Annotated in this window: 18 protein-coding genes; 12 read left to right on the top strand and 6 right to left on the bottom strand. The window is 66.2% G+C overall.

The window, feature by feature from the left end:
* Nucleotides 1–153: 153 nt before the first annotated feature.
* From RSE14_RS08490 to kynU, 5 genes are all read left to right on the top strand, one after another.
* On the top strand, nucleotides 154–531 hold the full coding sequence (locus RSE14_RS08490; protein ID WP_324072713.1) for a PilZ domain-containing protein: 378 nt from the start codon (nucleotides 154–156) through the stop codon (nucleotides 529–531).
* A gap of 112 nt (nucleotides 532–643) precedes the next feature.
* Nucleotides 644–2,110, top strand: a complete 1,467-nt coding sequence (locus tag RSE14_RS08485; protein ID WP_324072711.1) for an ABC transporter substrate-binding protein — start codon at nucleotides 644–646, stop codon at nucleotides 2,108–2,110.
* Between the two features lie 44 nt (nucleotides 2,111–2,154).
* Entirely contained in the window at nucleotides 2,155–2,544 is a 390-nt protein-coding gene (locus tag RSE14_RS08480) for a DUF4112 domain-containing protein (protein WP_324076876.1), read from the top strand.
* Nucleotides 2,545–2,580: 36 nt separating this feature from the next.
* Nucleotides 2,581–3,372 (top strand): tryptophan 2,3-dioxygenase, encoded by a 792-nt coding sequence (locus tag RSE14_RS08475; RefSeq protein ID WP_324072709.1) that lies wholly within the window; start codon nucleotides 2,581–2,583, stop codon nucleotides 3,370–3,372.
* A complete protein-coding gene (kynU, locus tag RSE14_RS08470; RefSeq protein WP_324072707.1) occupies nucleotides 3,369–4,592 on the top strand; it encodes a kynureninase in 1,224 nt (407 codons plus the stop codon). Before RSE14_RS08475 ends, kynU begins: the two co-directional genes overlap by 4 nt.
* Nucleotides 4,593–4,597: 5 nt before the next feature.
* On the opposite strand, the gene RSE14_RS08465 is transcribed toward kynU, so the two are convergent.
* Nucleotides 4,598–6,895 carry a DUF305 domain-containing protein gene (locus tag RSE14_RS08465; protein WP_324072706.1) on the bottom strand — a complete coding sequence of 766 codons (2,298 nt, stop codon included), beginning with the start codon at nucleotides 6,893–6,895 and terminating at the stop codon, nucleotides 4,598–4,600.
* Between the two features lie 250 nt (nucleotides 6,896–7,145).
* On the opposite strand from RSE14_RS08465, the gene RSE14_RS08460 reads away from it, so the two are divergent.
* Nucleotides 7,146–8,177 (top strand): serine hydrolase, encoded by a 1,032-nt coding sequence (locus tag RSE14_RS08460; RefSeq protein ID WP_324072704.1) that lies wholly within the window; start codon nucleotides 7,146–7,148, stop codon nucleotides 8,175–8,177.
* A gap of 85 nt (nucleotides 8,178–8,262) precedes the next feature.
* Here RSE14_RS08460 and RSE14_RS08455 read toward each other — a convergent pair whose 3' ends face one another.
* Entirely contained in the window at nucleotides 8,263–8,550 is a 288-nt protein-coding gene (locus RSE14_RS08455) for a hypothetical protein (protein ID WP_324072702.1), read from the bottom strand.
* Between the two features lie 251 nt (nucleotides 8,551–8,801).
* Between RSE14_RS08455 and polA the strand changes: the two genes are divergently transcribed.
* Complete coding sequence (polA, locus tag RSE14_RS08450) at nucleotides 8,802–11,669, top strand: DNA polymerase I (RefSeq protein ID WP_324072700.1); 2,868 nt, start codon at nucleotides 8,802–8,804, stop codon at nucleotides 11,667–11,669.
* Nucleotides 11,670–11,804: 135 nt separating this feature from the next.
* Here the strand turns inward: polA and RSE14_RS08445 are convergent, their stop codons facing one another.
* Entirely contained in the window at nucleotides 11,805–14,111 is a 2,307-nt protein-coding gene (locus RSE14_RS08445; RefSeq protein ID WP_324072698.1) for a CDC48 family AAA ATPase, read from the bottom strand.
* A gap of 510 nt (nucleotides 14,112–14,621) precedes the next feature.
* Here RSE14_RS08445 and RSE14_RS08440 point away from each other — a divergent pair.
* The 5 genes from RSE14_RS08440 to RSE14_RS08420 are packed head-to-tail and all read left to right on the top strand — an operon-like array spanning nucleotide 14,622 to nucleotide 19,403.
* Nucleotides 14,622–15,344 carry a CoA transferase subunit A gene (locus RSE14_RS08440; protein WP_324072696.1) on the top strand — a complete coding sequence of 241 codons (723 nt, stop codon included), beginning with the start codon at nucleotides 14,622–14,624 and terminating at the stop codon, nucleotides 15,342–15,344.
* Nucleotides 15,341–16,714, top strand: a complete 1,374-nt coding sequence (locus RSE14_RS08435) for a hypothetical protein (RefSeq protein ID WP_324072694.1) — start codon at nucleotides 15,341–15,343, stop codon at nucleotides 16,712–16,714. Before RSE14_RS08440 ends, RSE14_RS08435 begins: the two co-directional genes overlap by 4 nt.
* Nucleotides 16,711–17,361: a 3-oxoacid CoA-transferase subunit B gene (locus RSE14_RS08430; protein ID WP_324072692.1), complete on the top strand. Its 651-nt coding sequence runs from the start codon at nucleotides 16,711–16,713 to the stop codon at nucleotides 17,359–17,361. Before RSE14_RS08435 ends, RSE14_RS08430 begins: the two co-directional genes overlap by 4 nt.
* Before the next feature lie 53 nt (nucleotides 17,362–17,414).
* Nucleotides 17,415–18,248: an alpha/beta hydrolase gene (locus RSE14_RS08425; protein WP_324072689.1), complete on the top strand. Its 834-nt coding sequence runs from the start codon at nucleotides 17,415–17,417 to the stop codon at nucleotides 18,246–18,248.
* A 3-nt stretch (nucleotides 18,249–18,251) separates the two neighbouring features.
* The gene (locus RSE14_RS08420; protein ID WP_324072687.1) at nucleotides 18,252–19,403 is read left to right on the top strand and encodes a CaiB/BaiF CoA transferase family protein; all 1,152 of its coding nucleotides are present in this window, start codon (nucleotides 18,252–18,254) and stop codon (nucleotides 19,401–19,403) included.
* Here RSE14_RS08420 and RSE14_RS08415 read toward each other — a convergent pair.
* From RSE14_RS08415 to lnt, 3 genes are all read right to left on the bottom strand, one after another.
* Nucleotides 19,400–20,593: a DUF418 domain-containing protein gene (locus RSE14_RS08415; RefSeq protein WP_324072685.1), complete on the bottom strand. Its 1,194-nt coding sequence runs from the start codon at nucleotides 20,591–20,593 to the stop codon at nucleotides 19,400–19,402. The genes RSE14_RS08420 and RSE14_RS08415 overlap by 4 nt on opposite strands.
* Before the next feature lie 26 nt (nucleotides 20,594–20,619).
* Entirely contained in the window at nucleotides 20,620–21,849 is a 1,230-nt protein-coding gene (gene metK / locus RSE14_RS08410) for a methionine adenosyltransferase (RefSeq protein ID WP_324072683.1), read from the bottom strand.
* Between the two features lie 96 nt (nucleotides 21,850–21,945).
* On the bottom strand, nucleotides 21,946–23,559 hold the full coding sequence (gene lnt, locus RSE14_RS08405; protein ID WP_324072680.1) for an apolipoprotein N-acyltransferase: 1,614 nt from the start codon (nucleotides 23,557–23,559) through the stop codon (nucleotides 21,946–21,948).
* Nucleotide 23,560: the final 1 nt, after the last annotated feature.

Genomic DNA, 23,560 nt, shown 5'->3' with positions numbered 1-23,560 from the left:
CATCATGTGCCGCGATGGGACAGAGTTATCGCTACACCCCGCCGGGACTGTGGATTTTACGACCCGTTAACTGCGCTTGCCTAGCGCAAGATGGTGTCTGCGCGGCCCTTGCCGTAAGCTGCAGGCAGCGATGGAGATGGAGGCGATCCTGCGATGACTGGGGTTGAGACACGGAGCGTGGCCCGCGACAGCCTGTTCCTGTTGGCCGATATTCGTATCGAACAAGGGGCGGAAGCCAACCGCGTTCGCGTGCGCAATCTCTCCGATGGCGGAATGATGGCCGAGGGCAACCTCAAGGTGAAGCGCGGCCACCGCGTCGATGTCGAACTGCGCAATATCGGCAGCGTCCCCGGGACGGTCGCATGGGTGCAGGATGATCGCTTCGGCATCGCTTTCGACGAGGAAATCGATTCCCAGAAGGCCCGCCGTCCGCTCGGTGCCGCCGAGGTTGCGAGCTTGGCGGCGGCTGAACTTTCAAGGGCGCACCGCGCTCCGCCGCCGCCCGAGACTGCCAAACTCCGCAAGCTCTGATCGCGGGCGCGCCGGCCCGCCCTCCCGCAAATTGCCGGAAGGCCCGTCTTGGCGGGGCAATACCGGTGCTGGCAAGCTGACCGCGGCGTTTCAAGCTGCTAGTCAGGACGCAATGCGACTCTGGCTTGCCCTTCTGTGCCTCGCGCTGCTTGGTTCCTGCGGGCCGTCCAATGGCGGTGGTCCGGTCGGCATTGCAGTGATCGGCACATCCGACAGCCTGTTCCAGCAAGGCGTACGCCTCTCCCCCGCAGCCCAGCACCTGCGCGCGGCAACCGCCGAGGGGCTGGTGACGCTCGATGCCGGCGGACAGGTGGTCCCGGCGCTGGCCGAGCGCTGGATCGTCACCGATGACGGGCTCAGCTACATCTTCCGCCTGCGTGACGGGAACTGGCCCGGCGGCGGCGAGATCACCGCGCCTGAAGTTCGCAGCCTGTTGCGCGGATCGATTGCGCGGCTGCGCGGCACGTCGCTCGGCATTGATCTCGACAAGATCTCCGATATCCGCGCCATGACCGGCCGCGTCATCGAAGTGCGCCTGTCCGGGCCGATGCCCGATTTCCTGCGATTGCTGGCCCAGCCTGAGCTCGGTTTCGTCAAGAGCGGTCGCGGCGGCGGCCCGATGGTGATGTCGCGCAAGGACAAGGCGGGCGCTGCGCGTCTGTCGGCCCTGCCGCCCGAGACACGCGGGCTTCCGGCGCGCGAGGACTGGGAGGCGATTGCGCGCCCGCTGCAGATCGAAGCACTGCCCGCGAAGAAGGCGGTCGAGGCCTTTTCGCGGGGGGATGTCGATCTGGTGCTGGGCGGCACCATTGCGGATTTTCCGCTGGCCGAGGCCGGACCGCTCTCGCGCGGGACCATTCAGGTCGATCCGGCCTTCGGGCTGCTGGGCCTGGTGGTCCGCTCGGATCGCGGGGTGCTGGCCGATCCGGCCCGGCGCGAGGCGCTGTCGATGGCGATTGATCGCGGCGCCCTGATCCAGCCTTTCGGCCTCGGCGGCTGGCAGGCCAGCACCTGGATCGTGCCGCCCGGCCTCTATGTCGAGCCACCCTATCCGGCCGAGCGCTGGCAGGACATGTCGCTCGAACAGCGGCGCCAGACGGCCGCCGCGCGCATCCGGGCATGGAGCGCGGGATCGGGACGCGAGGCGAAGGTGCGCCTTGGTCTGCCGGCGGGGCCGGGCAGCGATCTGCTTTACCGAGAACTGGCCCGGGCCTGGGGGGCGATCGGCGTGACTGTCCAGCGTGTCGCTCCGGGGCGCAATGCCGATCTTGAACTGCGGGACACGGTGGCGCGCTATTTCTCGCCGCGCTGGTATCTCAACCAGTTCAACTGCGCGCTCGGTGCCGGCCTGTGCTCGCCCGAGGCCGATGCACTGGTGCGGCGCTCGTTGACCGAACGCGACCTTGCCGCGCGCCACAAGATCCTTGCCGAGGCCCACGCCGCGCTGATGAAGCGCGAGGTCTACATTCCGCTCGGCGCGCCGGTGCGCTGGTCGCTGGTGCGCGGTTCGGTCAGCAATTACCTCGCCAACCAGTGGGGCCTCCACCCCTTGTTCCCGCTCTCCCAGCCCACCACATAGGGGGCGAAAGGATTGCGCCAGTGAACGATCCCCGCCCGCAACAGATGAGCTTTTCCCTCCCCACCGGCACCGATCCCGCATCGGTGCGGGCGCGAGTGGGAATGCTCGAACGCCTGCTTGAACGCAGCTTCACCGTGCCGGGCGTGAACATGCCGGTCGGGCTCGACGCGATAATCGGGCTGGTGCCGGTGCTCGGCGACCTGCTGACCACGGCGATGGGTGCCTATGTCGTGTGGGAAGCGCGCAATCTCGGCCTGCCCAAATGGAAGCTCGCGCGAATGGGCGCCAATGTGCTGTTCGACACCGCGATCGGCGCGATCCCGGTGGTGGGCGACACGGCGGACTTCGTGTTCCGCTCCAACAGCCGCAACCTCAGGATCATCCGCAGGCATCTCGACAAGCACCATCCGCAGACCCGCGTGATCGAGGGGTAGTTTCCTCTCCCGTCGCCCCGCGCTAAGGCGCAGGCCATGGCCGACAACGTCACCTATTCGAGCTACCTCGATCTCGACCGCATTCTTGCCGCCCAGCATCCTGCCTCGGACGCGCATGACGAGCTCCTGTTCATCATCGTCCATCAGGCGAGCGAGCTGTGGCTCAAGCTGTGCCTGCACGAGCTGACCGCCGCGCGCGAAGCGATCGAGAGCGACCGGCTGCGTCCCGCTTTCAAGATGCTGGCGCGGGTGGCGCGGGCGCAGCAGCAGCTGATCCAGAGCTGGGACGTGCTCTCGACCATGACTCCGCACGACTATTCGGCGATCCGCCCGCATCTGGGTGCGTCGAGCGGGTTCCAGTCGCCGCAGTACCGGATGATGGAATTCATGCTCGGCGGGCGGGATGCCAAGCACGTGCGGCTCCACAAGGACAATGCCGACTGGGCTGACCGGCTGGAGAGCGAGCGCGGGCGCGCGAGCCTCTATGATGCGGCGATCCGGCTGCTGGCGCGGCGCGGCTTTGCCCTGGATGATGCGGCGCTGGCCCGCGATCTTTCGGGGCCATACGCGCACAACCCCAGCCTCGAGGCGGCGTGGGCGGCGATCTACCGAGAGCCGGAGGATCACTGGGATCTCTACGAACTTGCCGAAAAGCTGGTCGATCTCGAATATCACTTCCAGCGCTGGCGCTTCGGGCATTTGAAGACCGTCGAGCGGATCATCGGTTTCAAGCGCGGCACCGGCGGCACGCCGGGCGTGCCCTATCTCGAAGGGGTGCTGAAGCAGGCCTTCTTCCCCGAACTGCTGAGCGTCAGGACCGCGATATGACCCCCGAGACCCGCGCCGCCGAATTCGACGCCGCCGATCCGCTCAGCTCTTTCCGGGAGTGTTTCACCCTGCCCGAAGGCGTGATCTACCTCGACGGCAATTCGCTGGGCGCGCTGCCCAGGGCGACCCCCGGGGTCATGGCCCGCGTGGTCGAACAGGAATGGGGCGAGGGGCTGATCCGTTCGTGGAACAGCGCCCATTGGTTCGAGGCTGCGGGCCGGATCGGGAGCAAGATCGCACCCCTGATCGGCGCGGCAGCGGGCGAGGTGGTCGCCTGCGATTCTACCAGCGTGAACCTGTTCAAACTGATCGCGGCGGCGCTCGCCATGCGCCCGGGCCGCAAGGTGATCCTGTCCGAACCGGGCAATTTCCCGACCGATCTCTACATGATCGCAGGCCTTGAAGCGCAGGGGCTTGCCGAGCGGCGGCTGGCCCCGCGCGAGGCGCTCGCTGAGGCGCTGGACGACGAAGTCGCGCTGCTGATGCTCACCCATGTCCATTACAAGACCGGCGCGATGCACGACATGGCCGCGCTCACCCGCGCCGCGCACGAGGCTGGCGCGCTGGTGCTGTGGGACCTGTCGCATTCGACCGGGGCGCTACCGGTCGATCTGAACGGGGCCGGGGCCGACTTCGCGGTCGGGTGCGGATACAAGTACCTGTGCGGCGGGCCGGGGGCACCGGCCTTTGCCTATGTCGCCGCGCGCCACCATGCCCATCTCGCCCAGCCGCTGACCGGCTGGTTCGGCCACGCCGCGCCCTTCGCTTTCTCCGACGACTATGCCCCTGCGCCGGGGATCGAGCAGCTTTTGTGCGGCACCTCGCCGGTGCTCGGGTTGGCCGCCCTGGAAGTCGGGGTGGAGCTGATTGCCGAGATCGGCGTCGCGCGGCTTTACGCCAAATCGCAGGCGCTTTCGGAATTCCTGCTCGCCTGCCTTGCCGATCTGGGCGTGAACCTTGAACTGGCCAGCCCGGCGACCAGCGACGCGCGCGGGAGCCAGCTCTCGTTCCGTGCGCCCCACGCCTATGCGATCTGTCAGGCACTGATCGCGCGCGGGGTGATCGGCGACTTCCGCGATCCCGATGTGCTGCGGCTGGGCTTTGCCCCGGCATACCTGCGCTTTGCCGACATGGCCGCTGCCGCGCGCCACATCGCCGAGGTGCTGGGCAGCGGGGAGTGGCAGCGCGCGGAGTTCAATCAGCGCGCTGCCGTTACCTAGGTTCGTTAGCCGCCCTTGCGGCTGTCCTCGGCTGCCTTGATCGCCGCCGCATCCCACGTCACCTGCGTCTGGGTCTGCGGGTTGAACCGGCCGCCCTGATAGACCGCCGCCTTGGCCGCCGCGATTTCCGCCTCGGTCATCTCGGCACTCGGCGCGAGGGAGAAGACGTCGATCCCGCGGGTGATCTCGGTGCCGTAGATGTGGCCCTTGTACCAGTAGACCGACCAGTAGCCGCCGAGCACCATTTGCTTCGCGTCGATCGGCCCGCGATCGAAATAGGCGATTTCCTTCGGGTTGGCGCTGTCGGTGAAGTCCATCACCGAGATGCCGCCCTGATACCACGCCTGGGCGAACAGATCGCGGCCCGGCACCGGAACGATCGAGCCGTTGTGGGCGACGCAGTTCTCCTTGTCGCTCTGCGGTGCGGGCATCTTGTAGTGCGCGCGGAACACGAGCTTGCCATCGACGATGTCGTAGATCGCGTTGGCACCCCAGGTCTTGGGGTCGGACGCCTTGCAGCGCGGACGCCCGCCGCCGCCCCATTCATCGGTGAACACCACCTTGGTGCCGTCATTGTTGAAGGTGGCCGAGTGCCAATAGGCAAAGGTGGTGTCGGTCGCCACGTCGATGCGCTTCGGGTTCAGCGGATCGCGGATGTCGAACAGGATGCCGTTGCCCGAACAGGCACCGGCCGCGATGTTCTTCGACGGGAAGACGGTGATGTCGTGGCACTGGTCAGTCGGCGCGGTGGCTTGCGTGCCCTCGCCATGGTCGCCGCCGGTCCACAGCCCTGCAATGGTACCGGTGGTCTCGTCGGCGAAGACGCGCGGGCTCTTGACGATGCGCGCCTGTGACGGATCGGCCAGCGGGATCTCGATCACATCGATCGAGAACAGCGCGGTGCGGGTATCGCCCGGGATCTCGCCGATGCAGCCCGCCAGTTCTTCGGTCTCGCGGATGCCCGCCGTGCCCGAATTGTAGACGATGATGCGCTTGTCATCCGCGCTCACCACCGAATGGGTGTGGCTGCCGCGGCAAGTCTGCACCCCGCCCACCTGACGCGGGCTGCTGAGATCGGAAATGTCGAAGATGCGCAGGCCGCGGAAGCGGTCTTCATTGACCTTGCCCGGCGCGCCTTCGAGCCCGCAGTCGACGCGGCCGCGGGTCTGCTCGACGCTCATCACGAGGATCTTGCCGACCACCGAGACATCGCCTTGCCCGCCCGGGCAGACGACCGAGCTCATCAGCTGCGGCACGCCGTCGGTGCCCAGCTTGTAGATGTTGAACCCGTGGTAGGAGCCTGCGATCATGATGTCGTCGAAGAATGCCATGTCGGTGTTGGCGAAATCGAGCAGGGGTGAGCGTTCGGCGAATTCGGTGAGGTCTTCCTCCTCGCGCTCGGGGGTCGCGGCGCTGGTCGCAGTCGCTGCGGCGGCAACGGCAGCGTCAGTAGCGGTTTCGACTGCTGCGGCGGCTTCGGTCTTGTCCTTGTCTTCCTCGCCCTTTTTGGGTGCGGCAGGGGGGCGCAGATCGGCCGGGTTGGCCGGATTGAAGAAGCCCGCAGGCTTGCCGAGGCTGGCAACCTTGGTGAGGTTCAGGATCGCCTCTCCGGCATTATCGAAGCCGGCGGCAAGGCCCGAGCGCGGGTCTTCGGACAGGCGCGCGAGCACCTTGTCCATCCGCTTGATCTCGCCGGTCTGCTCGTTCTCGACGTCGCTGACAAAGCGGTAGAGCACCGGATCAGCCGCGGTGCCTTCTTCGTCGAACAGCTTCTCGACCATGTCCACCGCGCCTTCGTGATGCGCGATCATCAGGGTCAGGAACTGGCGGTCGAATTCGGTGCCCTTTGCGGCGGCGAGCGCCTTCATCGCTTCGGGCGAGGCCATGCCCTTCATCATGTGGTGGAGGTGTTCGCCATGGCCCTTCATCGCCGGGTCTTCCACCGGCTCGCCGCGCTCCTTCAGCCAGGTCTTCATGAAAGCGATTTCATCGGCCTGGCTGCCTTCGATGCGGCCCGCGATGGAGACGAGGTCTTCGGTGTTGGTGCGGTCCTTCACCAGCACCGCCATGTCGAGCGCCTGCTGATGGTGGACGATCATGTGCTGCATGAAGGCGACGTCGGAGGCGGTGTAGCTCGACTGTGCCAGCTTGGTGGCTTCCTCGGCGGTCAGCTTCTTGCTCGCCTGACCCGGCGCGCCGGGCTGCACGATCGGCACGCTCTGGGCATAGGCAACGCCCGAAGCGGAAAGCAGCAAGGCGGAAAAAAGCGCGCCGGAAGCGCGCAGGCTGGATGCGTTGATCATGATGCCCCTTCAAATCGGATGGTCGGGCCGCAGAGTGCCGCCATCCGCCGGGCAGTCAAGGGGAGGAATGACGGTGCAAGGGTGCTTTCGACGAACCGGCATCATCGCCCGAGCAGGAGCGTGTCGCAGGCCTGTCGTGCCAGCCGCACCTTTCGTCGCACCCCATGAAATGAAAACTTGCGGGCGGGAATCGCGCATGCCTAGTGTAGGTATTAAGCCGAGGGAAACCCTGAGGGAGTAGCTTTTGAGCATGGCACGCACCCGCTTTTCCGTCTTTGCGATCGGCATCGCCGCCAGTCTGGCGACCATCGCCGCGCCGGCGGTCGCACAGGCGGACGAGCTCCAGTCGAGCTTCGACCGCGCCTTTGGCACCGAGCTGCGCACCCCGCAGAGCTTTGAGGCGATCTATGCCTCCAGCTTCGAGCAGCGGATTGCCGAACTCGCCAATCCATCGCAGGGCCGCATCGGCGTTGCCGCAATCGACCTTGCCACCGGCGAGGAAGTGGCGGTGCTGGGCGACCAGCTCTTCCCGATGGCCTCGACCAGCAAGGTGGCGGTCGCTGCGACCTTCCTCGAGATGGTCGAGCAGGGCCGGTTTGCCCTGACATCGGAATTTCCGCTGATGATGCCCGAGCGCTCGGCGCGCTTCTCCTCAGCCAAGGCGCCGGTGCGGCCCGGGCAGTATATGCCCGCGATCGATCTGATCGAGATCATGATCACCCGTTCGAGCAACCCGGCAACCGACGCCTTGCTGGCAGCCGTGGGCGGCCCCTCGGTGGTGAATGACTGGGCGCGCCGTCAGGGCATCCGTGAGTTCAGCATCAACCGCGATATCGCCACGCTGGTGCGCGACGACGGCGAATTCGACCCCGCGCGCCACATCGACAAGCGCGATGCGGCCACCCCGCGCGCCATGGCGCGGCTGCTGGCGGGGCTCTACCGCGGCGAATATCTCTCGGCCGAAAGCCGCCGGGTGCTACTCGGCGCGATGAGCCGCACGGTGACCGGCAAGCGCCGCATTCCGGCGCACATCCCATTGGAAGCGCGGGTGAGCCACAAGACCGGCTCGCTCAGCAACACCTCCAGCGATGTCGGCCTGATCGAGTGTCCCGACGGGCGCACCATCGCGGTGGCGATCTATGTCACCGGGCAGGGCACGCGGGCGGCGCGGGAAGAGCGGATCGCGGCGATTGCGCGGGCGCTTTACGACGGCTTTGCCTTCCGCGCCCAGCAGAACCCGGTGCGCAACTGGACCTCGGCCCCCTACAACACCGGCGGTTGAAGACCGGAAACGCGAAAGGGCGGCGCCTTGCGGCACCGCCCTTCGCTGTGATCATCCCCGCACGCGGCGGAGTGATCAAATCCGATTACTCGGCAGCCTTCTCGGCTTCGGCAGCCACGTCAGCAGCAGCGTCGGCAGCGGCATCGGCGGTCGCTTCAGCGCCTTCGGCGGCAGCGTCGGCAGCGGCGTCAACGCCTTCGGCGGCTTCGTCGACAGCACCTTCGGCGCCTTCGAGAGCAGCATCGGCGCTCGCGGCAGCATCGGTCGCCATGGCGTCGGCGGCTTCTTCGGTTTCGGTCGCGGTGTTGTCGCTGCAAGCGGCGAGGCCCAGAGCCGAGGTGGCGATGGCGGCGGCAAGAATGATCTTACGCATAGGTGGAAATCCCTCTCTGCAATTGTCGCAAGCTCCCCGTCGGAGCGTGTCGAAACCGGTTTTGACCTCCGGTTCGGTGCATAAATAGGGACAAGCCTGGGGCGGTGCAAGGCAATTGCGGCAAGCTCGCCTCAATTTGGCCATGATTTCGCCACAATCCGTCGCGCCCGAATGAAGACCGGCGCGCGATGCCGGGCGGAAAACGCTCTGAACCGGCTACCCCACGCCGCCGCCGGATGCTAGCAGACCGCATGGCCGACCCCCAAGCTCCCAGCAAGCAGCACCTCTATCTCGTCGATGGCTCGTCCTACATCTTCCGGGCCTATCACCGGCTGCCCCCGCTGACCGATCCCGAAGGCACGCCGGTCGGCGCGGTCTATGGCTACACGACGATGCTCTGGAAGCTCGCCGCCGATCTCGACGAGGCCGACGGGCCGACCCACCTTGCCGTGATCCTCGACGCCAGCGGGGTCAGCTTCCGCAACGACATCTACGAGCATTACAAGGCCAACCGGCCCGAGCCGCCCGAGGACCTCGTCCCGCAATTCCCGCTGATCCGCGATGCCACCCGCGCTTTCAGCCTGCCCTGCATCGAAGTGCCGGGGCTGGAGGCGGACGATCTGATCGCCACCTATGCGCGGCGCGCGCAGGAAATGGGCTGGGACGTCACCATCGTCTCCTCCGACAAGGATCTGATGCAGCTGGTCGGCGAGGTCGATACCCCCCACGGGCCGGCGCGGATCGACATGCTCGACACCATGAAGAACCAGCGCATCTGGCTCGAAGAGGTAGAGGAGAAGTTCGGCGTCCCGCCCGCGCTGGTTGGCGATGTGCTGGCGCTGATGGGCGATGCGGTGGACAATGTGCCGGGCATCTACGGCATCGGCCCCAAGACCGCCTCGAAGCTGATCGCCGAGCACGGCTCGCTCACCGCCGCACTCGATTCCGCGCATGACATGAAGCCCTCCAAGCTGAAGGAACGCCTGATCGAAGGGCGCGGCGATGCCGAACTCAGCAAGGTGCTTGTGACGCTGAAAGAGGACTGCGATCTGCCGCAGCCGATTGCCGAGATGAAGCTTGGCCCTGTGCCGCCCGAACCGCTCGCCGCTTTCCTCGAAAAGCACGGCTTCACCTCACTGCTGAAGCGGCTTGAAGCGGGCACCGGCAGCCCTTCGCGCAAGACCGATCTCAACCCGCCCAAGCCGACCACGGCCGGCGCTGCTCCGGCGGACACAGGCGATGCCAACCGCCAGCCTTTGCCGGACATGCCGCGCATCGATCATGCCGCCTATGTGACGGTGCAGGACATGGCGACGCTGGAGCAATGGATCGCCCGGGCAACAGCGGCGCGGCTGGTCGCGGTCGATACCGAAACCACGTCGCTTGATCCGATGCGCGCCGAACTGGTGGGCGTCAGTCTCGCGATCGGCCCCAATGATGCATGCTACATTCCCCTCGCGCACGGCGGGGACGACATGTTCGCGCAGAAACCGCAGATGGTGCCGATGGCTGATGCGCTGGCTGCGCTGAAGCCGCTGCTGGAGGACGAGGCTGTCCTCAAGGTGTTCCAGAACGGCAAGTATGATCTCAACGTGCTCGCCCGTCAGGGGCTCGCGGTGTCGCCCATCGACGATACGATGGTGATCAGCTTCGCGCTGGATGCCGGGCGCGGCGAGGAAGGCATGGGGGGCGGCCACGGGATGGACGAGCTGTCCCAGCGCCACCTCGGCCACACCCCGATCCCGTTCAAGGATCTGTGCGGCACCGGCAAGAAGGCGATCCTGTTCAGCGAGGTGCCGCTGGACCGCGCCACCGCCTATGCCGCCGAGGATGCCGATGTGACCCTGCGGCTCCACCGCAATCTCAAGCCCCGGCTCGCCAGCGAGGGCGGCACCCGCATTTACGAGCGGGTTGATCGCCCGCTGATCACGGTGGTTGCCGCGATGGAGCGTGAAGGCATCCGCGTCGACCGCGCGCGCCTTGCGAAGCTGTCGGAGGAATTCGCTATCGAGATCGGGCGGCTCGAAGGCGAGATCCATGGCGTGGCCGGGCAGGAATTCACCGTCGGCAGTCCCAAGCAACTGGGCGATATTCTGTTCGACAAGCTCGGCTACAAGGGCGGCAAGAAGGGCAAGAGCGGGCAGTATACCACCGACGTTTCGGTGCTCGAAAAGCTCGCGGCCGAAGGCGCGCCGATAGCGCGGCTGGTGCTGGAATGGCGCCAGCTCTCCAAGCTCAAATCGACCTATACCGACGCCCTGCAGGCCGCGATCAATCCAGCCACGGGCCGCGTCCACACCAGCTACAGCCTTGTCGGCGCGCAGACCGGGCGGCTCTCGTCGACCGATCCCAACTTGCAGAATATTCCGGTGCGCACCGCCATCGGCCGCCAGATCCGCGAGGCCTTCGTGCCGGAAGCGGGCAATGTCCTGCTCGCCGCCGACTATTCGCAGATCGAATTGCGCCTCGCCGCGCATATGGCCGGGGTCGATACCCTCAAGGACGCTTTCGCGCAGGGCGAGGATATCCACGCCCGTACTGCGCGCGAGATGTTCGGAGAGGTTACCCGCGACACCCGTGCGCGGGCGAAAACCATCAACTTCGCAATACTTTACGGGATTTCGCGCTGGGGTCTGGCGGCGCGGCTGGAAGTGCCGCCAGAAGAAGCACAGGCGATGATCGACACCTATTTCCAGCGCTTCCCCGGCATCCAGCGCTACATCCTCGAAACGCTCGAAAGCGTGCGGGACAAGGGCTATTCGGAGACGCTGTTCGGACGCAAGACGTGGTTCCCGCGGATCAATTCCAAGAACCAGGCCGAACGGCAGGGGTCAGAGCGTGCCGCGATCAACGCGCCGATCCAGGGCACCAGCGCCGACATCATCAAGCGCGCGATGGCGCGGATGCTCCCGGCGCTGGCCGAGGCGGGCCTCCATGATGTGCGGATGCTGCTGCAGGTGCACGACGAATTGGTGTTCGAACTGCCGGAAGGGCGCGTGGAAGCCGCCACGCCGATCATCCGGCAGGTGATGGCCGAGGCCGCGCTGCCAGCCGTCGAACTCAGCGTGCCATTGGGGGTCGATATCGGCACCGGCGCAAGCTGGGATGCGGCACACTGACACTGAAAATGTTTCACGTGAAACATTCGTGGAACATCAGCAACCGCCACCCAAGGCCGTGCTAACTGGCACCCAAAGCGGGCCTGGATCTTGCCTCTTCGCGCCTGATTTCGTCCAAAATCGCCGGTCAGCCCCTCAATCGTGCTTCTTTTCCCGCGTCGGCTTGAGCAATTCGGGCGCGAAGAACCCGATCAGCTGCACCGCTGCGGCGCGCTTTTTGAGCTCGCCGCGCATCTTGAGGTATTCCTCCTCCATCTCGGCCGTCACAGTCGCCCGCGAGTCTGCCAACGCTGCCTCGAAATCGCGCCCCTCGACCGCGCTGACCTCGCCGCCCACACGCCGCAGCGCGCCTAGCCCCGCGCGGCGCACCAGATCTTCGAGATCGGCGCCGGTAAAGCGCTCGGTCTTGCTGGCCAGCATCGCCAGATCGACGTCATCGCCCAGCGGCATCTTCGCGGTATGGATGCCGAGAATATGTTCGCGGCCCGCCTTGTCGGGGGTGCCGACGTAAACCAGCTCGTCAAAGCGGCCCGGACGCAGCAGCGCCGGATCGACCAATGCCGGGCGGTTCGTGGCCCCGATCACGACGACCGATTGCAGTTCTTCCAGCCCGTCCATTTCGGCAAGGATGGTGTTGACCACGCGGCCCGTCACTTGCGGCTCGCCCTGACCGCTGCCGCGCGCGGGGACGAGGCTGTCAATCTCGTCGATGAAGATGACGCAAGGAGCCACCGCGCGGGCGCGGGCGAACAGTTTTGCGATCTGCTGCTCGCTCTCGCCATACCACTTCGACAGGAGATCGGAGCTCTTCATCGAGATGAAGTTCGCCTCCGCCTCCTTGGCGACCGCCTTGGCCAGCAGGGTCTTGCCGGTGCCGGGCGGGCCATAGAGTAGAAAACCCTTGGCCGGACGGATGCCGAGGCGGCGGAAGGCATCGGGGTTCTTGAGCGGTAGCTCGATTCCCTCGCGCAGCTTGTCCATCGCCTCGCCCGCGCCGCCAATATCGTCCCAGCCGATATTCGGCACCTGCACCATCACCTCGCGCATGGCCGAGGGCTGGACGCGCTTGAGGGCGGCGAGGAAATCGTCGCGGGTGACGCACAGGTCTTCGAGCACGTCCTGCGGGATGGTGCGCTCGTCGAGATCGAGCCGCGGCATGATCCGCCGCACGGCCTCGATCGCGGCTTCGCGGGTGAGGGCGGCAAGGTCTGCCCCGACAAAGCCATGGGTGACGCGGGCGAGTTCGTCGAGATCGACCGCGCCTTCGAGCGGCATCCCGCGGGTATGGATCGCGATGATTTCGCGCCGCCCGCGCTGGTCGGGCACGCCGATCACGATCTCGCGGTCGAAACGGCCCGGACGACGCAGCGCTTCGTCGATCGCATCGGGCCGGTTGGTGGCGGCGATGACGACAAGGTTGGCGCGCTTCTCCAGCCCGTCCATCAGGGTAAGGAGCTGGGCGACTAGCCGCTTTTCCGCCTCGCCCGGCACCTGCGTGCGCTTGGGCGCGATCGAATCGATCTCGTCGATGAAGATGATTGCGGGCGCGGCGCGGCTGGCCTCTTCAAAGACTTCGCGAAGCCGCTTTTCGCTCTCGCCATAGCCAGAGCCCATGATTTCCGGCCCGTTGATGGTGAAGAATTCCGCATCGCTTTCATTGGCGACGGCCTGCGCCAGGCGGGTCTTGCCGGTGCCCGGCGGGCCGTGGAGTAGCACGCCCTTGGGCGGTTCGACGCCGAGGCGGATGAACAGCTCGGGATAGCGCAGCGGCAGCTCGACCATTTCGCGCAGCGCCCGGATGGTGTCCTCCATCCCGCCGACATCGTCATAGTTCACTGCGGCACGCCCGTCGCGCGGTTCCTCGAATTCGGCGCGCAGCTCGACTTCGGTGTTCTCGTCGATATGGACGATGCCCTTGGGGCTGGTCGTGGCGACGGTGAGGCGGATCTGGGTGAGGGCGTAGGCTGGCGCGCGCAGCAGCTGGCGAACGTCGGAGGGCATGTTCTGCACCGGCTGCTGGCCGGTGGTCGCCACCAGATCGCCGGCCATCAGCGGGCGGCGGAAGAAATTGCGCTTGAGCGCCTGGGTCGGCCCCTGCAGGCGCATTTCGCGCTGGGCGGGGGCGAAGACCACGCGGGTCGCGGGGCGCGACTGGCCCTTGGCGATCTCGACATGCTCGCCCGATCCGGCTTCGGCATTGCCGCGCTGGAGCCCGTCCAGGCGGACAACGTCGAGCGCGTCATCCTCCGGATAGGCTGCCATGGCGATTGCTGCCGTGGTGCGCTTGCCGACGATCTCGACGACATCGCTCTCGGTGATCCCGAGCTTCTGGAACGCGGTGCGCGGCATCCGCGCGATGCCCTGGCCGGATTCCTCCTGCCGCGCGGGTGCGACCTGAAGCCGCACAGTGCGGGCGTTCGCGGCGGTTTCTGCTTCGGCCATGGGGTTTCCTGCGCTTGCCTGTTGGTCTTGGTCCTTGCTGGATTAGCTAGGAACGGGGCAGGGCGATTGCAATCAAGCAGGAATGCGGTCTCCGGCCACACGGACGCCGGGCAAAAAAATGCCCGGCACGAAGGCCGGGCTGAAAAGTTTGGGAGAGGATGCCTGAAAGGCACTTCGCATTTGCAGCAGATTCGCCCGATGCGCAATTGCGTAAACCACGTATTTGAGTGCAAAGATTGCAACTAAAGGCGGGAACCATTTCGTTTTATGCAAAAATTTGCAGAATCTCTGCCTTGAAAATCAGCATACGCTCAAAAATTGAGCAGATTTTGCGGCTTCAAAGATTTTGCAATGCAACATGAAAGGTGATTCGACTCGGGCTGCGCGCGGGCGTGACAGCGGCGCTCGAACGCACTAATCATACCCGGGAGAACCCGTAAGAGACCGGCCGTAAGGGATCGGCTCCTTTCGGGCCGCGACGCCAACCTGCAACCGAGGCAATCACGCCCGATGACCAAGCTCTACCCCGACGCCGCCAGCGCGCTCGCCGGTGTCCTCAAGAACGACATGCTGATCGCCGCAGGAGGTTTCGGCCTTTGCGGCATCCCCGAAAGGCTGCTGGACGCGATTCGTGACAGCGGCGTGACGGGGCTCACCTTTGCCAGCAACAATGCCGGGATCGACAACGAGGGTATCGGCAAGCTGCTGCGCACGCGGCAGGTGAAAAAGATGATCAGTTCCTACGTCGGCGAGAACAAGGAGTTCGAGCGGCAATATCTCTCGGGCGAGCTTGAAGTCGAATTCTGTCCGCAGGGCACCCTCGCAGAACGGATGCGCGCCGGCGGAGCGGGCATCCCCGGCTTCTACACCCGCACCGGCGTCGGCACCGAGGTCGCCAAGGGCAAGGAGCACAAGCAGTTCCCCGATCGCGACGGGGTGATGCAGACCTACATCCTCGAACACGGCATCTTCGCCGACCTTTCGATCATCAAGGCGTGGAAAGCCGATGAAACCGGCAACCTCGTGTTCCGCAAGACCGCGCGCAATTTCAATCTGCCGGCGGCGACCTGCGGGAAAATCTGCGTCGCCGAAGTCGAGGAAGTGGTGCCGGCCGGAAGCCTCGAGCCCGATCAGATTCACCTTGCCGGGGTGTTCGTAAACCGGATCGTGCTAGGCGCGCCATATGACAAGAAAATCGAATTCCGTACGGTTCGGGAGAGGGAGACCGCATGATGGATCGTAGAATCGCAATGCTGCCGCTGCTGGCGTTGGCAGGAACCTCTCTTTCGGGCTGCGTCGCCGCCGCCATTCCGGCCATCGCCGGGAGCGCGATCTTCCGCACACAGACCGATGGCAAGGATGCCAAGGAGACCCCGAAGCAAGCCGAGAGCCGTCCCGCACCGGCTGTGGCCGCAGTGACCCCGCGTCCGGCTCCGACCCAGAATCCGAGCGTGACGGTGATGCCGTCATCGGCCCAGCCGCCAGCCGCGATATCCGCGCCTGCACCCGTGCCTGCGCCCGCTCCTGCACCGGTCGCAGTCGCGGTGCCAAGGCCTGCAGCGCCGCCGCCTGCCACTGCACCGCGTCCGATCATGCCGCTCCCCTCGGTGACGTCTGCACCCGCGCAAGTCGCAGTTGCTGCGCCGAGGCCCGCGCCAGCAGCGCCTCCTCCGGCCCCGGCTGTTGCACCCAAGCCCGTCGCTCCGCCGCCTGCCGCCGTATCGACCCCGGCGGTTCGGCCGGCTCCGGCGATTGCGGCTGCGCCGGTCATTGCCGCTGTGCCCAAGCCGGCGACCTCGCCTGCCGCAGCCAGGCCGGCTCCCGCTCCGACTCCGGCTCCGGTCGTCCCCGCAGCGCCGCGCGTCGCCATGCCCGCGCCCGCGCCGCAGCCTGTTACTCCGCCAGCGGCGGCGCCCGCAGCTGCGCCCGCTCCGGCGCCGGTGATTGCAGCGGCTCCGACAATCCGCACCGTGCCCGGCGCGCCGGCGTCTTCCTATCCCGATCCCTCCAGCCCCCTGCCGCCCGAGCAGAACAACTTCGCGCGCTTTGTGCGCTACGGGCAGGCTTCTGCGCGCGGGGTAACGGGCGGAGCCGATCTGGCTTCGGCAATGCTGAGCGATCCGATCGCGCTTGATGGCAAGCGCCGTCGCTGCACCACCGGCGAGCAGCTGGTGGCGCTGATCGATCTCGACCCCGCCGGCGGCGTCTTCGAGCCGCCCGCCAATCCCGGTAAGCAGTCCAGCCTTGCGCTCGGTCTCGCCGTGCTGCGGCAGGCGGGCGTGGAGATCGCGTGGCTGTCCGATCTGCCGGTGAACCAGTCGGGCCTCGTGCGTTCCGCGCTGGAGAAGGCCGGGCTCGATCCGCGCGGGCAGGACATCATCTCGCTGCGCCGTGACGAGAACGACAACAAGCAGCAGCGCAAGGAAAACCTCGCCGGGATCACCTGCATCGTCGCCATCGCTGGAGACGAGCGCGCCGACTTCGACGAGCGCTTCAAGTATCTGCGCAACCCCGAGGCCGGGGCCGGGCTGGAGCCGGTTATCGGTGACGGCTGGTTCCTGATTACCTCGCTGTTCGCCGAGGCACAGAGCGCTGGCCAATGACGACGCTTCCCCAAGGCTGGACCCGCGACCAGATGGCCGCCCGCGCCGCGCGCGAGCTGAAGGACGGCTATTACGTCAACCTCGGCATCGGCATCCCGACGCTCGTTGCCAACCACATCCCCGAGGGTATGCTGGTGACGCTCCAGAGCGAGAACGGGATGCTCGGCATCGGGCCTTTCCCCTATAACGACGAGGTCGATGCCGACCTGATCAACGCCGGCAAGCAGACCATCAGCGAGTTGCCGCACAGCGCCTATTTCGATTCGGCGACCAGCTTTGCGATGATCCGCGGCGGGCATATCGACCTCACCGTGCTGGGCGCGATGGAGGTGGCCGAAAACGGCGACATCGCCAACTGGATGATCCCGGGCAAGATGATCAAGGGCATGGGCGGGGCGATGGACCTTGTCGCGGGCGTCAAGAAGATCATCGTGGTGATGGACCACACCTCAAAGGACGGCGCGCCCAAGTTCATTCCGGCCTGCACCCTGCCGCTGACCGGCGCGGGCGTGGTGGACATGGTGATCACCAACCTCGCGGTCTTCGCGCGGCCCGATCACGCCTCGCCCTTCCGCCTGATCGAGATGGCACCGGGCGTCACCGAGGCCGATATCGCGGCGACCACCACCGCACATTACGTGGTGTGATGCTGCGTGCGTTGGGGCTTGGCGTTGTTGCACTGCTCGCGGTAGCTGGAGGGATGTTCGCTTTCGTCTCCCCGCCGCGGCTGCTGTCGCATTATGACCGGCTGGCCGGCGGGCGCGAGGGGTCCTACCCCGCGGCCGAAGGCGTGCCTTTCGGGAGCCACGGGCAGCGGCTCGATATCTGGGCACCCAATGCCATGCCCGCAACCGGCAAGCTGCCAGTGGTGATCTTCTGGTACGGCGGCGGCTGGGCCAAGGGTGATCGCGCCTCCTATGCCTTTGCCGGACGGGCACTGGCCAAGGCCGGCTTCCTGGTGGTGATCCCCGATTATCGGAAGGTGCCGCAGGTCCACTTCCCCGCCTTCCTCGATGACGGAGCCGAAGCAGTCGCGTGGACGCAGAAAAACATCGCCCAGTATCAGGGCGATCCGGCGCGCGTGGCGGTGATGGGCCATTCGGCAGGGGCCTATCAGGCGGTGATGCTGGCGCTGGATGCCGAGCGACTGGCGGCTGCGGGTGTCAGCCCGGGATTCATCAAGGCGGGCGTCGGCCTGTCAGGGCCTTACGACTTTTACCCCTTCACCTCGGACCGGGCGATCGCGGCGTTCAGCGAGTGGCCGCGTCCTGAAGAGACCCAGCCGATCACCTTCGCGCGGGCTGACGCGCCGGCGCTGCTGCTGGTCACCTCCGACGGCGACGAGACTGTGCGGCCGAAGAACGCCAACAATCTCGGCGCGAAGCTGAAGTCGCTCGGCGCGCCGGTCGAAGTGAAGAACTATGGCCCGCTCGATCACGAAGAGGTGGTGATGGCGCTTTCCGTGCCGTTCCGCAGCAAAGGCCCGGTGCTGGCCGACAGCGTCGCTTTCCTCAAGGCGCAGCTGGGCGACTAGACGATGTGGCTCGATCAACCTCGCAACGCGGACGCCCCGCTGGCCGGCCTCAAGGTGGTCGAGCTTGCCCGCGTGCTCGCCGGGCCCTTCTGCGGGCAGATTCTGGCGGACCTCGGCGCGGATGTGATCAAGGTCGAAAGCCCGGAAGGGGACGGCACACGGCTGTGGGGGCCGCCATGGGTCGAGCGCACCGACGCAAACGGCAAGGTGCACCGCGAGGCGGCCTATTACCACGCCTGCAACCGCGGCAAGCGTTCGATCATTGCCGACTTTGCCGATGCTGATGATCTGGCGCGGGTGAAGGCTCTGTGCGGCGAAGCCGATGTGGTGATCGAGAACTTCAAGACCGGCAGCCTCGCCAAATTCGGGCTCGATTACGCCAGCCTTGCCGCCGCCAATCCGGGGCTCGTCTATTGCTCGATCACCGGCTTCGGCCAGACCGGCCCGCGCGCGCATGAGGCGGGCTACGACTTCGTGGTGCAGGGGATGAGCGGCTTCATGTCGCTGACCGGCGAGCCGGAGGCCCATCCGGTCAAGATGGGGATCTCGATCTCCGACCTTTCAACCGGCGTCTGGGCGGCGAACGGCATTCAGGCGGCGCTCTTGATGCGGGCGCGCACGGGCAGGGGTCAGCAGGTCGATATCAGCCTGATGGACAGCTCGGTCGCGCTGCTCGCCAATCAGGCGAGTTACTATTTTACCACCGGCCATAACCCGCCCCGCATGGGCAATGCCCACGCGCAGGTTGCGCCCTATGGCGTGTTTGCGGTGAGCGACGGGCACGTGATCCTTGCGCCCGCCAATGACGGGCTGTTCCACAAGCTGATGGCGGTGCTGGGGCGCAGCAAGTTGTGCAACGATCCGCGCTTTGTCGCGAACGCCGACCGCACCGCCAATGCCAGGGCGCTCGATGCCGAAATCGCGGCGGCAACGGCTGGCTGGACCAAGCAGGGCCTGCTCGATGCCTGCCATGCGGCGGGCGTTCCCGCAGGGCCGATCAACCGGCTGGACGAGGTCTTTGCCGACCCTCAAGTGATCGCGCGCGGCCTTCGGGTGGAACTGGGCGGGATGTCTGGCGTGCGCAGTCCCTTCGTCTTTTCGGACGCCGAGCTGGCGCTTGACCGGCCCTCGCCGATCCATGGGCAGGACGGCTAGGACAGCGCCTTTGCGGCCTTGCGCCACAGGCGCTCCAAGGGGCCTTGGCCAAGCTTTGCTACCCATAGCGGCGAGAATACCAGCACCGCGATGATCGGCACAAAGGCGAGCGCAAAGGCCCCTGCGCGGGTCACCTCGCCGAACAGGCCTAAGCCCCATGGCGCGAAGATGCATCCGAGGATCATGTTGGTCATCACCGTGTTCGTCAGCGACAATCGCCCGACCGCTGCGAGGGTGCGGGTCACCCGTGTTCCACGTGAAACAAAGGCCATCGCCAGCGCGGCATAGCTCACCGCCAGCAGTAGATCGAAGGGGGCCGAGAACACCAGTGCCACCGGGCCGACGAGAGCTGCGGGAAAGCCTGTCGAGACCAGCCAGCCTGCCAGCGCGAACAGCGCGGGAAGCGCCAGCAGGGCGGCCAGCCCAGCGAGGCGCTGCAAGTGGAAGGTGCGCCATTCGCCCTTGAACATCCCTGCGCGGTGCAGGCCCATGCCGAGTGCAAACCCCGCCAGATCGAGCGGCAAGGCGGCGATCAGCGCCCCGAATTGCGAGGGGACTGCGCCCAATTGCCGGATGATCCGCTCGGCCAGCCCGGCGCGTCCCTGCTCCAGCAAAAGCGCGATGGTGGCCGGGTCATGGCCGAACTGGCGCTCTGCCAAAAGCAGGGCTTCGGTGCCCGAATGTTTCACGTGAAACACGATGAAAGCGGCGCCAAGCGCGCTCATACCCATGGCAAACTGTGCGATAACCAGACCAAATGACACCGCAATGAGCGCTCTGGCGGACAATCCGGCGAGCAGGGGCAGGGCAAGGCCGGCCAGAGCAAGGCCCCGCAGCACGTCATGATCGGCCAGCAGCACCCAATGCGCGAAGCCGATAGCGAAGAGCACGGTCATGCGCGCGTAGTGCGCCCGCCAAGGGTTTGCATCGCCGCGTTCCAGCAGGATCATGCATCCCGCGCCCAGCAGCATCGCGAAGATCGCGCGCAGCTTGTCTTCGAGGAACACGAAGCTCGCCAGCCACACGCGGATATCCGCCGGACTTGTCGCACCATAGGCGGTGGGGTTGATCGCCGCGGGGCCCGGCAGCGCGAAGCCATGGACCACCATCAGCGCCATGCCCAACACGGCCGCGCCGCGCAGCGCGTCGGGCGCAAGGGGGCGTTCGGGAAGTGTGGCGGCGGGTGCCATCAGCGACGACACCCGCCCCGCGCAAATCAGGCCAGTGCGGCCTTCAGATCGTCAACCAGATCGAGCCGCTCCCACGGGAACAGATCGCCTTCCGGCTTGCGGCCGAAATGGCCATAGGCCGCAGTCGGCTGGTAGATCGGCTTGTTGAGGCCGAGATGCGTGCGGATCGAACGCGGGGTCAGCCCGCCGAGCTTGGCAATGCCGAGGATCGCCTGTTCGATCTTGTCGTCGCCCACGGTGCCGGTGTCGTGAGTATCGACATAGAGCGAGAGCGGCTTCGACACACCGATCGCATAGGCGATCTGGATGGTGCAGCGCGTGGCAAGGCCCGCGGCGACCACGTTCTTGGCGAGGTAGCGGGTGATGTAGGCCGCCGAGCGGTCCACCTTGGTCGGGTCCTTGCCGCTGAACGCGCCGCCGCCATGCGGAGCCGCGCCGCCATAGGTGTCGACGATGATCTTGCGGCCGGTGAGGCCTGCGTCACCATCCGGCCCGCCGATCACGAAGCTGCCGGTCGGGTTGATGAAGTATTCGGTCTCGCGCAGCAGCACCGGCGGGATCACTTCCGAGACAACGCGCTTCACATAGGCGTGGAGCTCGGCTTCCTTCTCGCCCTCGTCATAGCCTTCGGCGTGCTGGGTCGAGACCACCACAGCGGTCGCGGCGACCGGCAGCGAGCCTTCGTAGCGCAGGGTCACCTGGCTCTTGGCATCGGGCTCGAGGAAGGGGGCCGCGCCCGAGTGGCGATCGGCAGCCATGCGCTCGAGGATCTTGTGGCTGTAGTAGAGCGTCGCCGGCATCAGATCGGGGGTCTCGTCGGTCGCGTAACCGAACATGATGCCCTGATCGCCCGCGCCTTCATCCTTGTTCGCGCCCGCGTCCACACCCTGCGCAATGTGCGCCGACTGGCCGTGCAGGCGGTTGATGAATTCGAACTTGTCCCAGTGGAAGCCGTCCTGCTCGTAACCGATGCGCTTCACCGTGGCGCGGACGACCTTTGCGATCTCTTCCTTGGCGCCGGGCGCCCAGTAGCCGTTATCCTTCCACGCCTCGTTGTCCGCCTCATACACGCCCTTGCAGCGGATTTCGCCTGCCAGCACCACCAGCTGGGTGGTGGTCAGGGTCTCGCAGGCGATGCGCGCTTCGGGGTCCTTCGACAGGAACAGATCGACGATTGCGTCGGAAATCTGGTCGGCAACCTTGTCCGGGTGGCCTTCGGAAACGCTTTCGGACGTGAAGAGATATTCGGTGCGCATGGTTCCCCCGGGGGCTGAGAGTGCGGTTCCTGCCGGTTATGGAGACCTTATAGAGATATAAGGAAACCTTTATATCCGGCTTCTTGCGCGGCCGCTCTAGCCGCGCCGACGGGTGAGCGCAAGCACTCTCGGCAAGCCGAGGCCGAGGATAAGGAACACTGCGGCCCAGCCCAGCGTCAAAGCGTGTCCCCACTGCGCGAACAGCGTCGGCGGCTTCGCCTTGGGCACAAAGCCTGTAATCGCCTCGGCCTTGCCCATGCCGATGCTGTCGCGCACCACGCCGTTCGCGTCGATCACCGCAGAAATCCCGGTGGTGGTGGAGCGCAGCACCGGCAGCCCCTCCTCGATCGCGCGCATCCGCGCCTGTGCCAGATGCTGCGGCGGACCCCACCAGCCGAACCAGCCGTCATTCGAGGGGTTGAAGATGTAGTCGGGGCGGTTCTTGCGATCCACGACATGGCCCGAGAAGACGATCTCGTAGCAGATCTGGATGCCTGCCTTGCCGTGCTTGCCAAGATCCATCGTGCGCGGCCCCGGCCCCGCCTTGTAGTCGATGCTGCCCGCCACCAGCCGCGACAGGCCGAGCGGCTCCAGCAGCGGGCGCATCGGCAGATATTCGCCGTAAGGCACCAGATGCGCCTTGGCATAGGAGTGGGTGATCTGCCCTGCGCCATTCATCGCGATCACCGAATTGCGCGCGCTCACCGCACCCCTTGTGCCGTCTTCGCGCTTGCCGATGTCGAGGTTGACGACGCCGGTCAGCAAGGTCGATTGCGGGCCTATGATCCCGCCGATGCGCCGCCGCGCAAAATCGGGGTCGGCTGCGGCGGTCATCTGGAGATAGTAGCGCTCCGGATAGCCGTCCTCGAGGTAATCGGGGATCGCGCTTTCGGGCCACAGCACGATGCGCTGCTCCTTGCGCCCGGGATTGGTGAGCGCGGCGATGCGCTGGAACTGCTCCTCGAACTTGCTCGCGTCGTTGATTTCGGACTGCGGAATGTAGGGCTGGACGAGGGTGTAGCGGAGGCCCGCGATCTGGGGCTTGATAGGGGCATGTCCCGGGATCAACATTGCCGCCGCAATGGCCAGAGCGCCCGAGCCAGCGACAACCCAACGCCGTGCCAGCAGCGCACCCAGCATCAGACTCGCTATCACCACGGCGACGCCCGAAAGCGCATAAGTGCCGGTCCAGCGCAGCAATTCCGCCAAGCCCGGAGTGTTCCACGGCCCCAGCAGCATCAGGCCCAGCGGAGGCCAAGGGTAGCCGGTGAAGACCCAACCGCGCAGCCACTCGGTGATGATCCAAGCCCCGGCCAACACTAGCCCGAAGGCCCAAAGCGGGCGCTTCTTCGTCAGCAGATGCGCGACCAGCGCGGCGAAGGCGGGATACCATGCGAGGTAGATGCACAGCAGCGGCACCGCAGCCCAGCCCAGCACCTCGGGCATCTTGGCCTGATGGGTAAAGGCTGTGGCGATCCAGTTATTGGCGAGCGTCAGGTGGGCCCAACCGAAAACCCAGCCGCGCCATAATGCGCCGCGCCACGTTTCAGCCGAATGGATCAGCCACACGAAGCCCGCCAGCGCGGCAAGGCCGAGCGGCCAGAGGTGCAGTGGCGGGTAGGCGCAGGCGGCGACCAGTCCCAGCACGATGGCGGCCAGCGCCGGAAAACGCTGCGCCAGCGCAGGAACCGCCGCCAGCCGTTCAATCATC

This window comes from Erythrobacter sp., from assembly GCF_035194505.1.
Classification (GTDB): Bacteria; Pseudomonadota; Alphaproteobacteria; order Sphingomonadales; family Sphingomonadaceae; genus Erythrobacter.
Note: the sequence above shows the minus strand (reverse complement) of the source record. Positions and strands in the feature narration are given on the sequence as shown.

What these genes read in the sequence shown, in the direction of transcription:
- RSE14_RS08490 (WP_324072713.1), top strand. Translation starts at nt 154, where the DNA reads ATGACTGGGGTTGAGACACGGAGCGTGGCCCGCGACAGCCTGTTCCTG.
- RSE14_RS08485 (WP_324072711.1), top strand. Translation starts at nt 644, where the DNA reads ATGCGACTCTGGCTTGCCCTTCTGTGCCTCGCGCTGCTTGGTTCCTGC.
- RSE14_RS08480 (WP_324076876.1), top strand. Translation starts at nt 2,155, where the DNA reads ATGAGCTTTTCCCTCCCCACCGGCACCGATCCCGCATCGGTGCGGGCG.
- RSE14_RS08475 (WP_324072709.1), top strand. Translation starts at nt 2,581, where the DNA reads ATGGCCGACAACGTCACCTATTCGAGCTACCTCGATCTCGACCGCATT.
- kynU (WP_324072707.1), top strand. Translation starts at nt 3,369, where the DNA reads ATGACCCCCGAGACCCGCGCCGCCGAATTCGACGCCGCCGATCCGCTC.
- RSE14_RS08465 (WP_324072706.1), bottom strand. Translation starts at nt 6,895, where the DNA reads ATGATCAACGCATCCAGCCTGCGCGCTTCCGGCGCGCTTTTTTCCGCC.
- RSE14_RS08460 (WP_324072704.1), top strand. Translation starts at nt 7,146, where the DNA reads ATGGCACGCACCCGCTTTTCCGTCTTTGCGATCGGCATCGCCGCCAGT.
- RSE14_RS08455 (WP_324072702.1), bottom strand. Translation starts at nt 8,550, where the DNA reads ATGCGTAAGATCATTCTTGCCGCCGCCATCGCCACCTCGGCTCTGGGC.
- polA (WP_324072700.1), top strand. Translation starts at nt 8,802, where the DNA reads ATGGCCGACCCCCAAGCTCCCAGCAAGCAGCACCTCTATCTCGTCGAT.
- RSE14_RS08445 (WP_324072698.1), bottom strand. Translation starts at nt 14,111, where the DNA reads ATGGCCGAAGCAGAAACCGCCGCGAACGCCCGCACTGTGCGGCTTCAG.
- RSE14_RS08440 (WP_324072696.1), top strand. Translation starts at nt 14,622, where the DNA reads ATGACCAAGCTCTACCCCGACGCCGCCAGCGCGCTCGCCGGTGTCCTC.
- RSE14_RS08435 (WP_324072694.1), top strand. Translation starts at nt 15,341, where the DNA reads ATGATGGATCGTAGAATCGCAATGCTGCCGCTGCTGGCGTTGGCAGGA.
- RSE14_RS08430 (WP_324072692.1), top strand. Translation starts at nt 16,711, where the DNA reads ATGACGACGCTTCCCCAAGGCTGGACCCGCGACCAGATGGCCGCCCGC.
- RSE14_RS08425 (WP_324072689.1), top strand. Translation starts at nt 17,415, where the DNA reads ATGTTCGCTTTCGTCTCCCCGCCGCGGCTGCTGTCGCATTATGACCGG.
- RSE14_RS08420 (WP_324072687.1), top strand. Translation starts at nt 18,252, where the DNA reads ATGTGGCTCGATCAACCTCGCAACGCGGACGCCCCGCTGGCCGGCCTC.
- RSE14_RS08415 (WP_324072685.1), bottom strand. Translation starts at nt 20,593, where the DNA reads ATGGCACCCGCCGCCACACTTCCCGAACGCCCCCTTGCGCCCGACGCG.
- metK (WP_324072683.1), bottom strand. Translation starts at nt 21,849, where the DNA reads ATGCGCACCGAATATCTCTTCACGTCCGAAAGCGTTTCCGAAGGCCAC.
- lnt (WP_324072680.1), bottom strand. Translation starts at nt 23,559, where the DNA reads ATGATTGAACGGCTGGCGGCGGTTCCTGCGCTGGCGCAGCGTTTTCCG.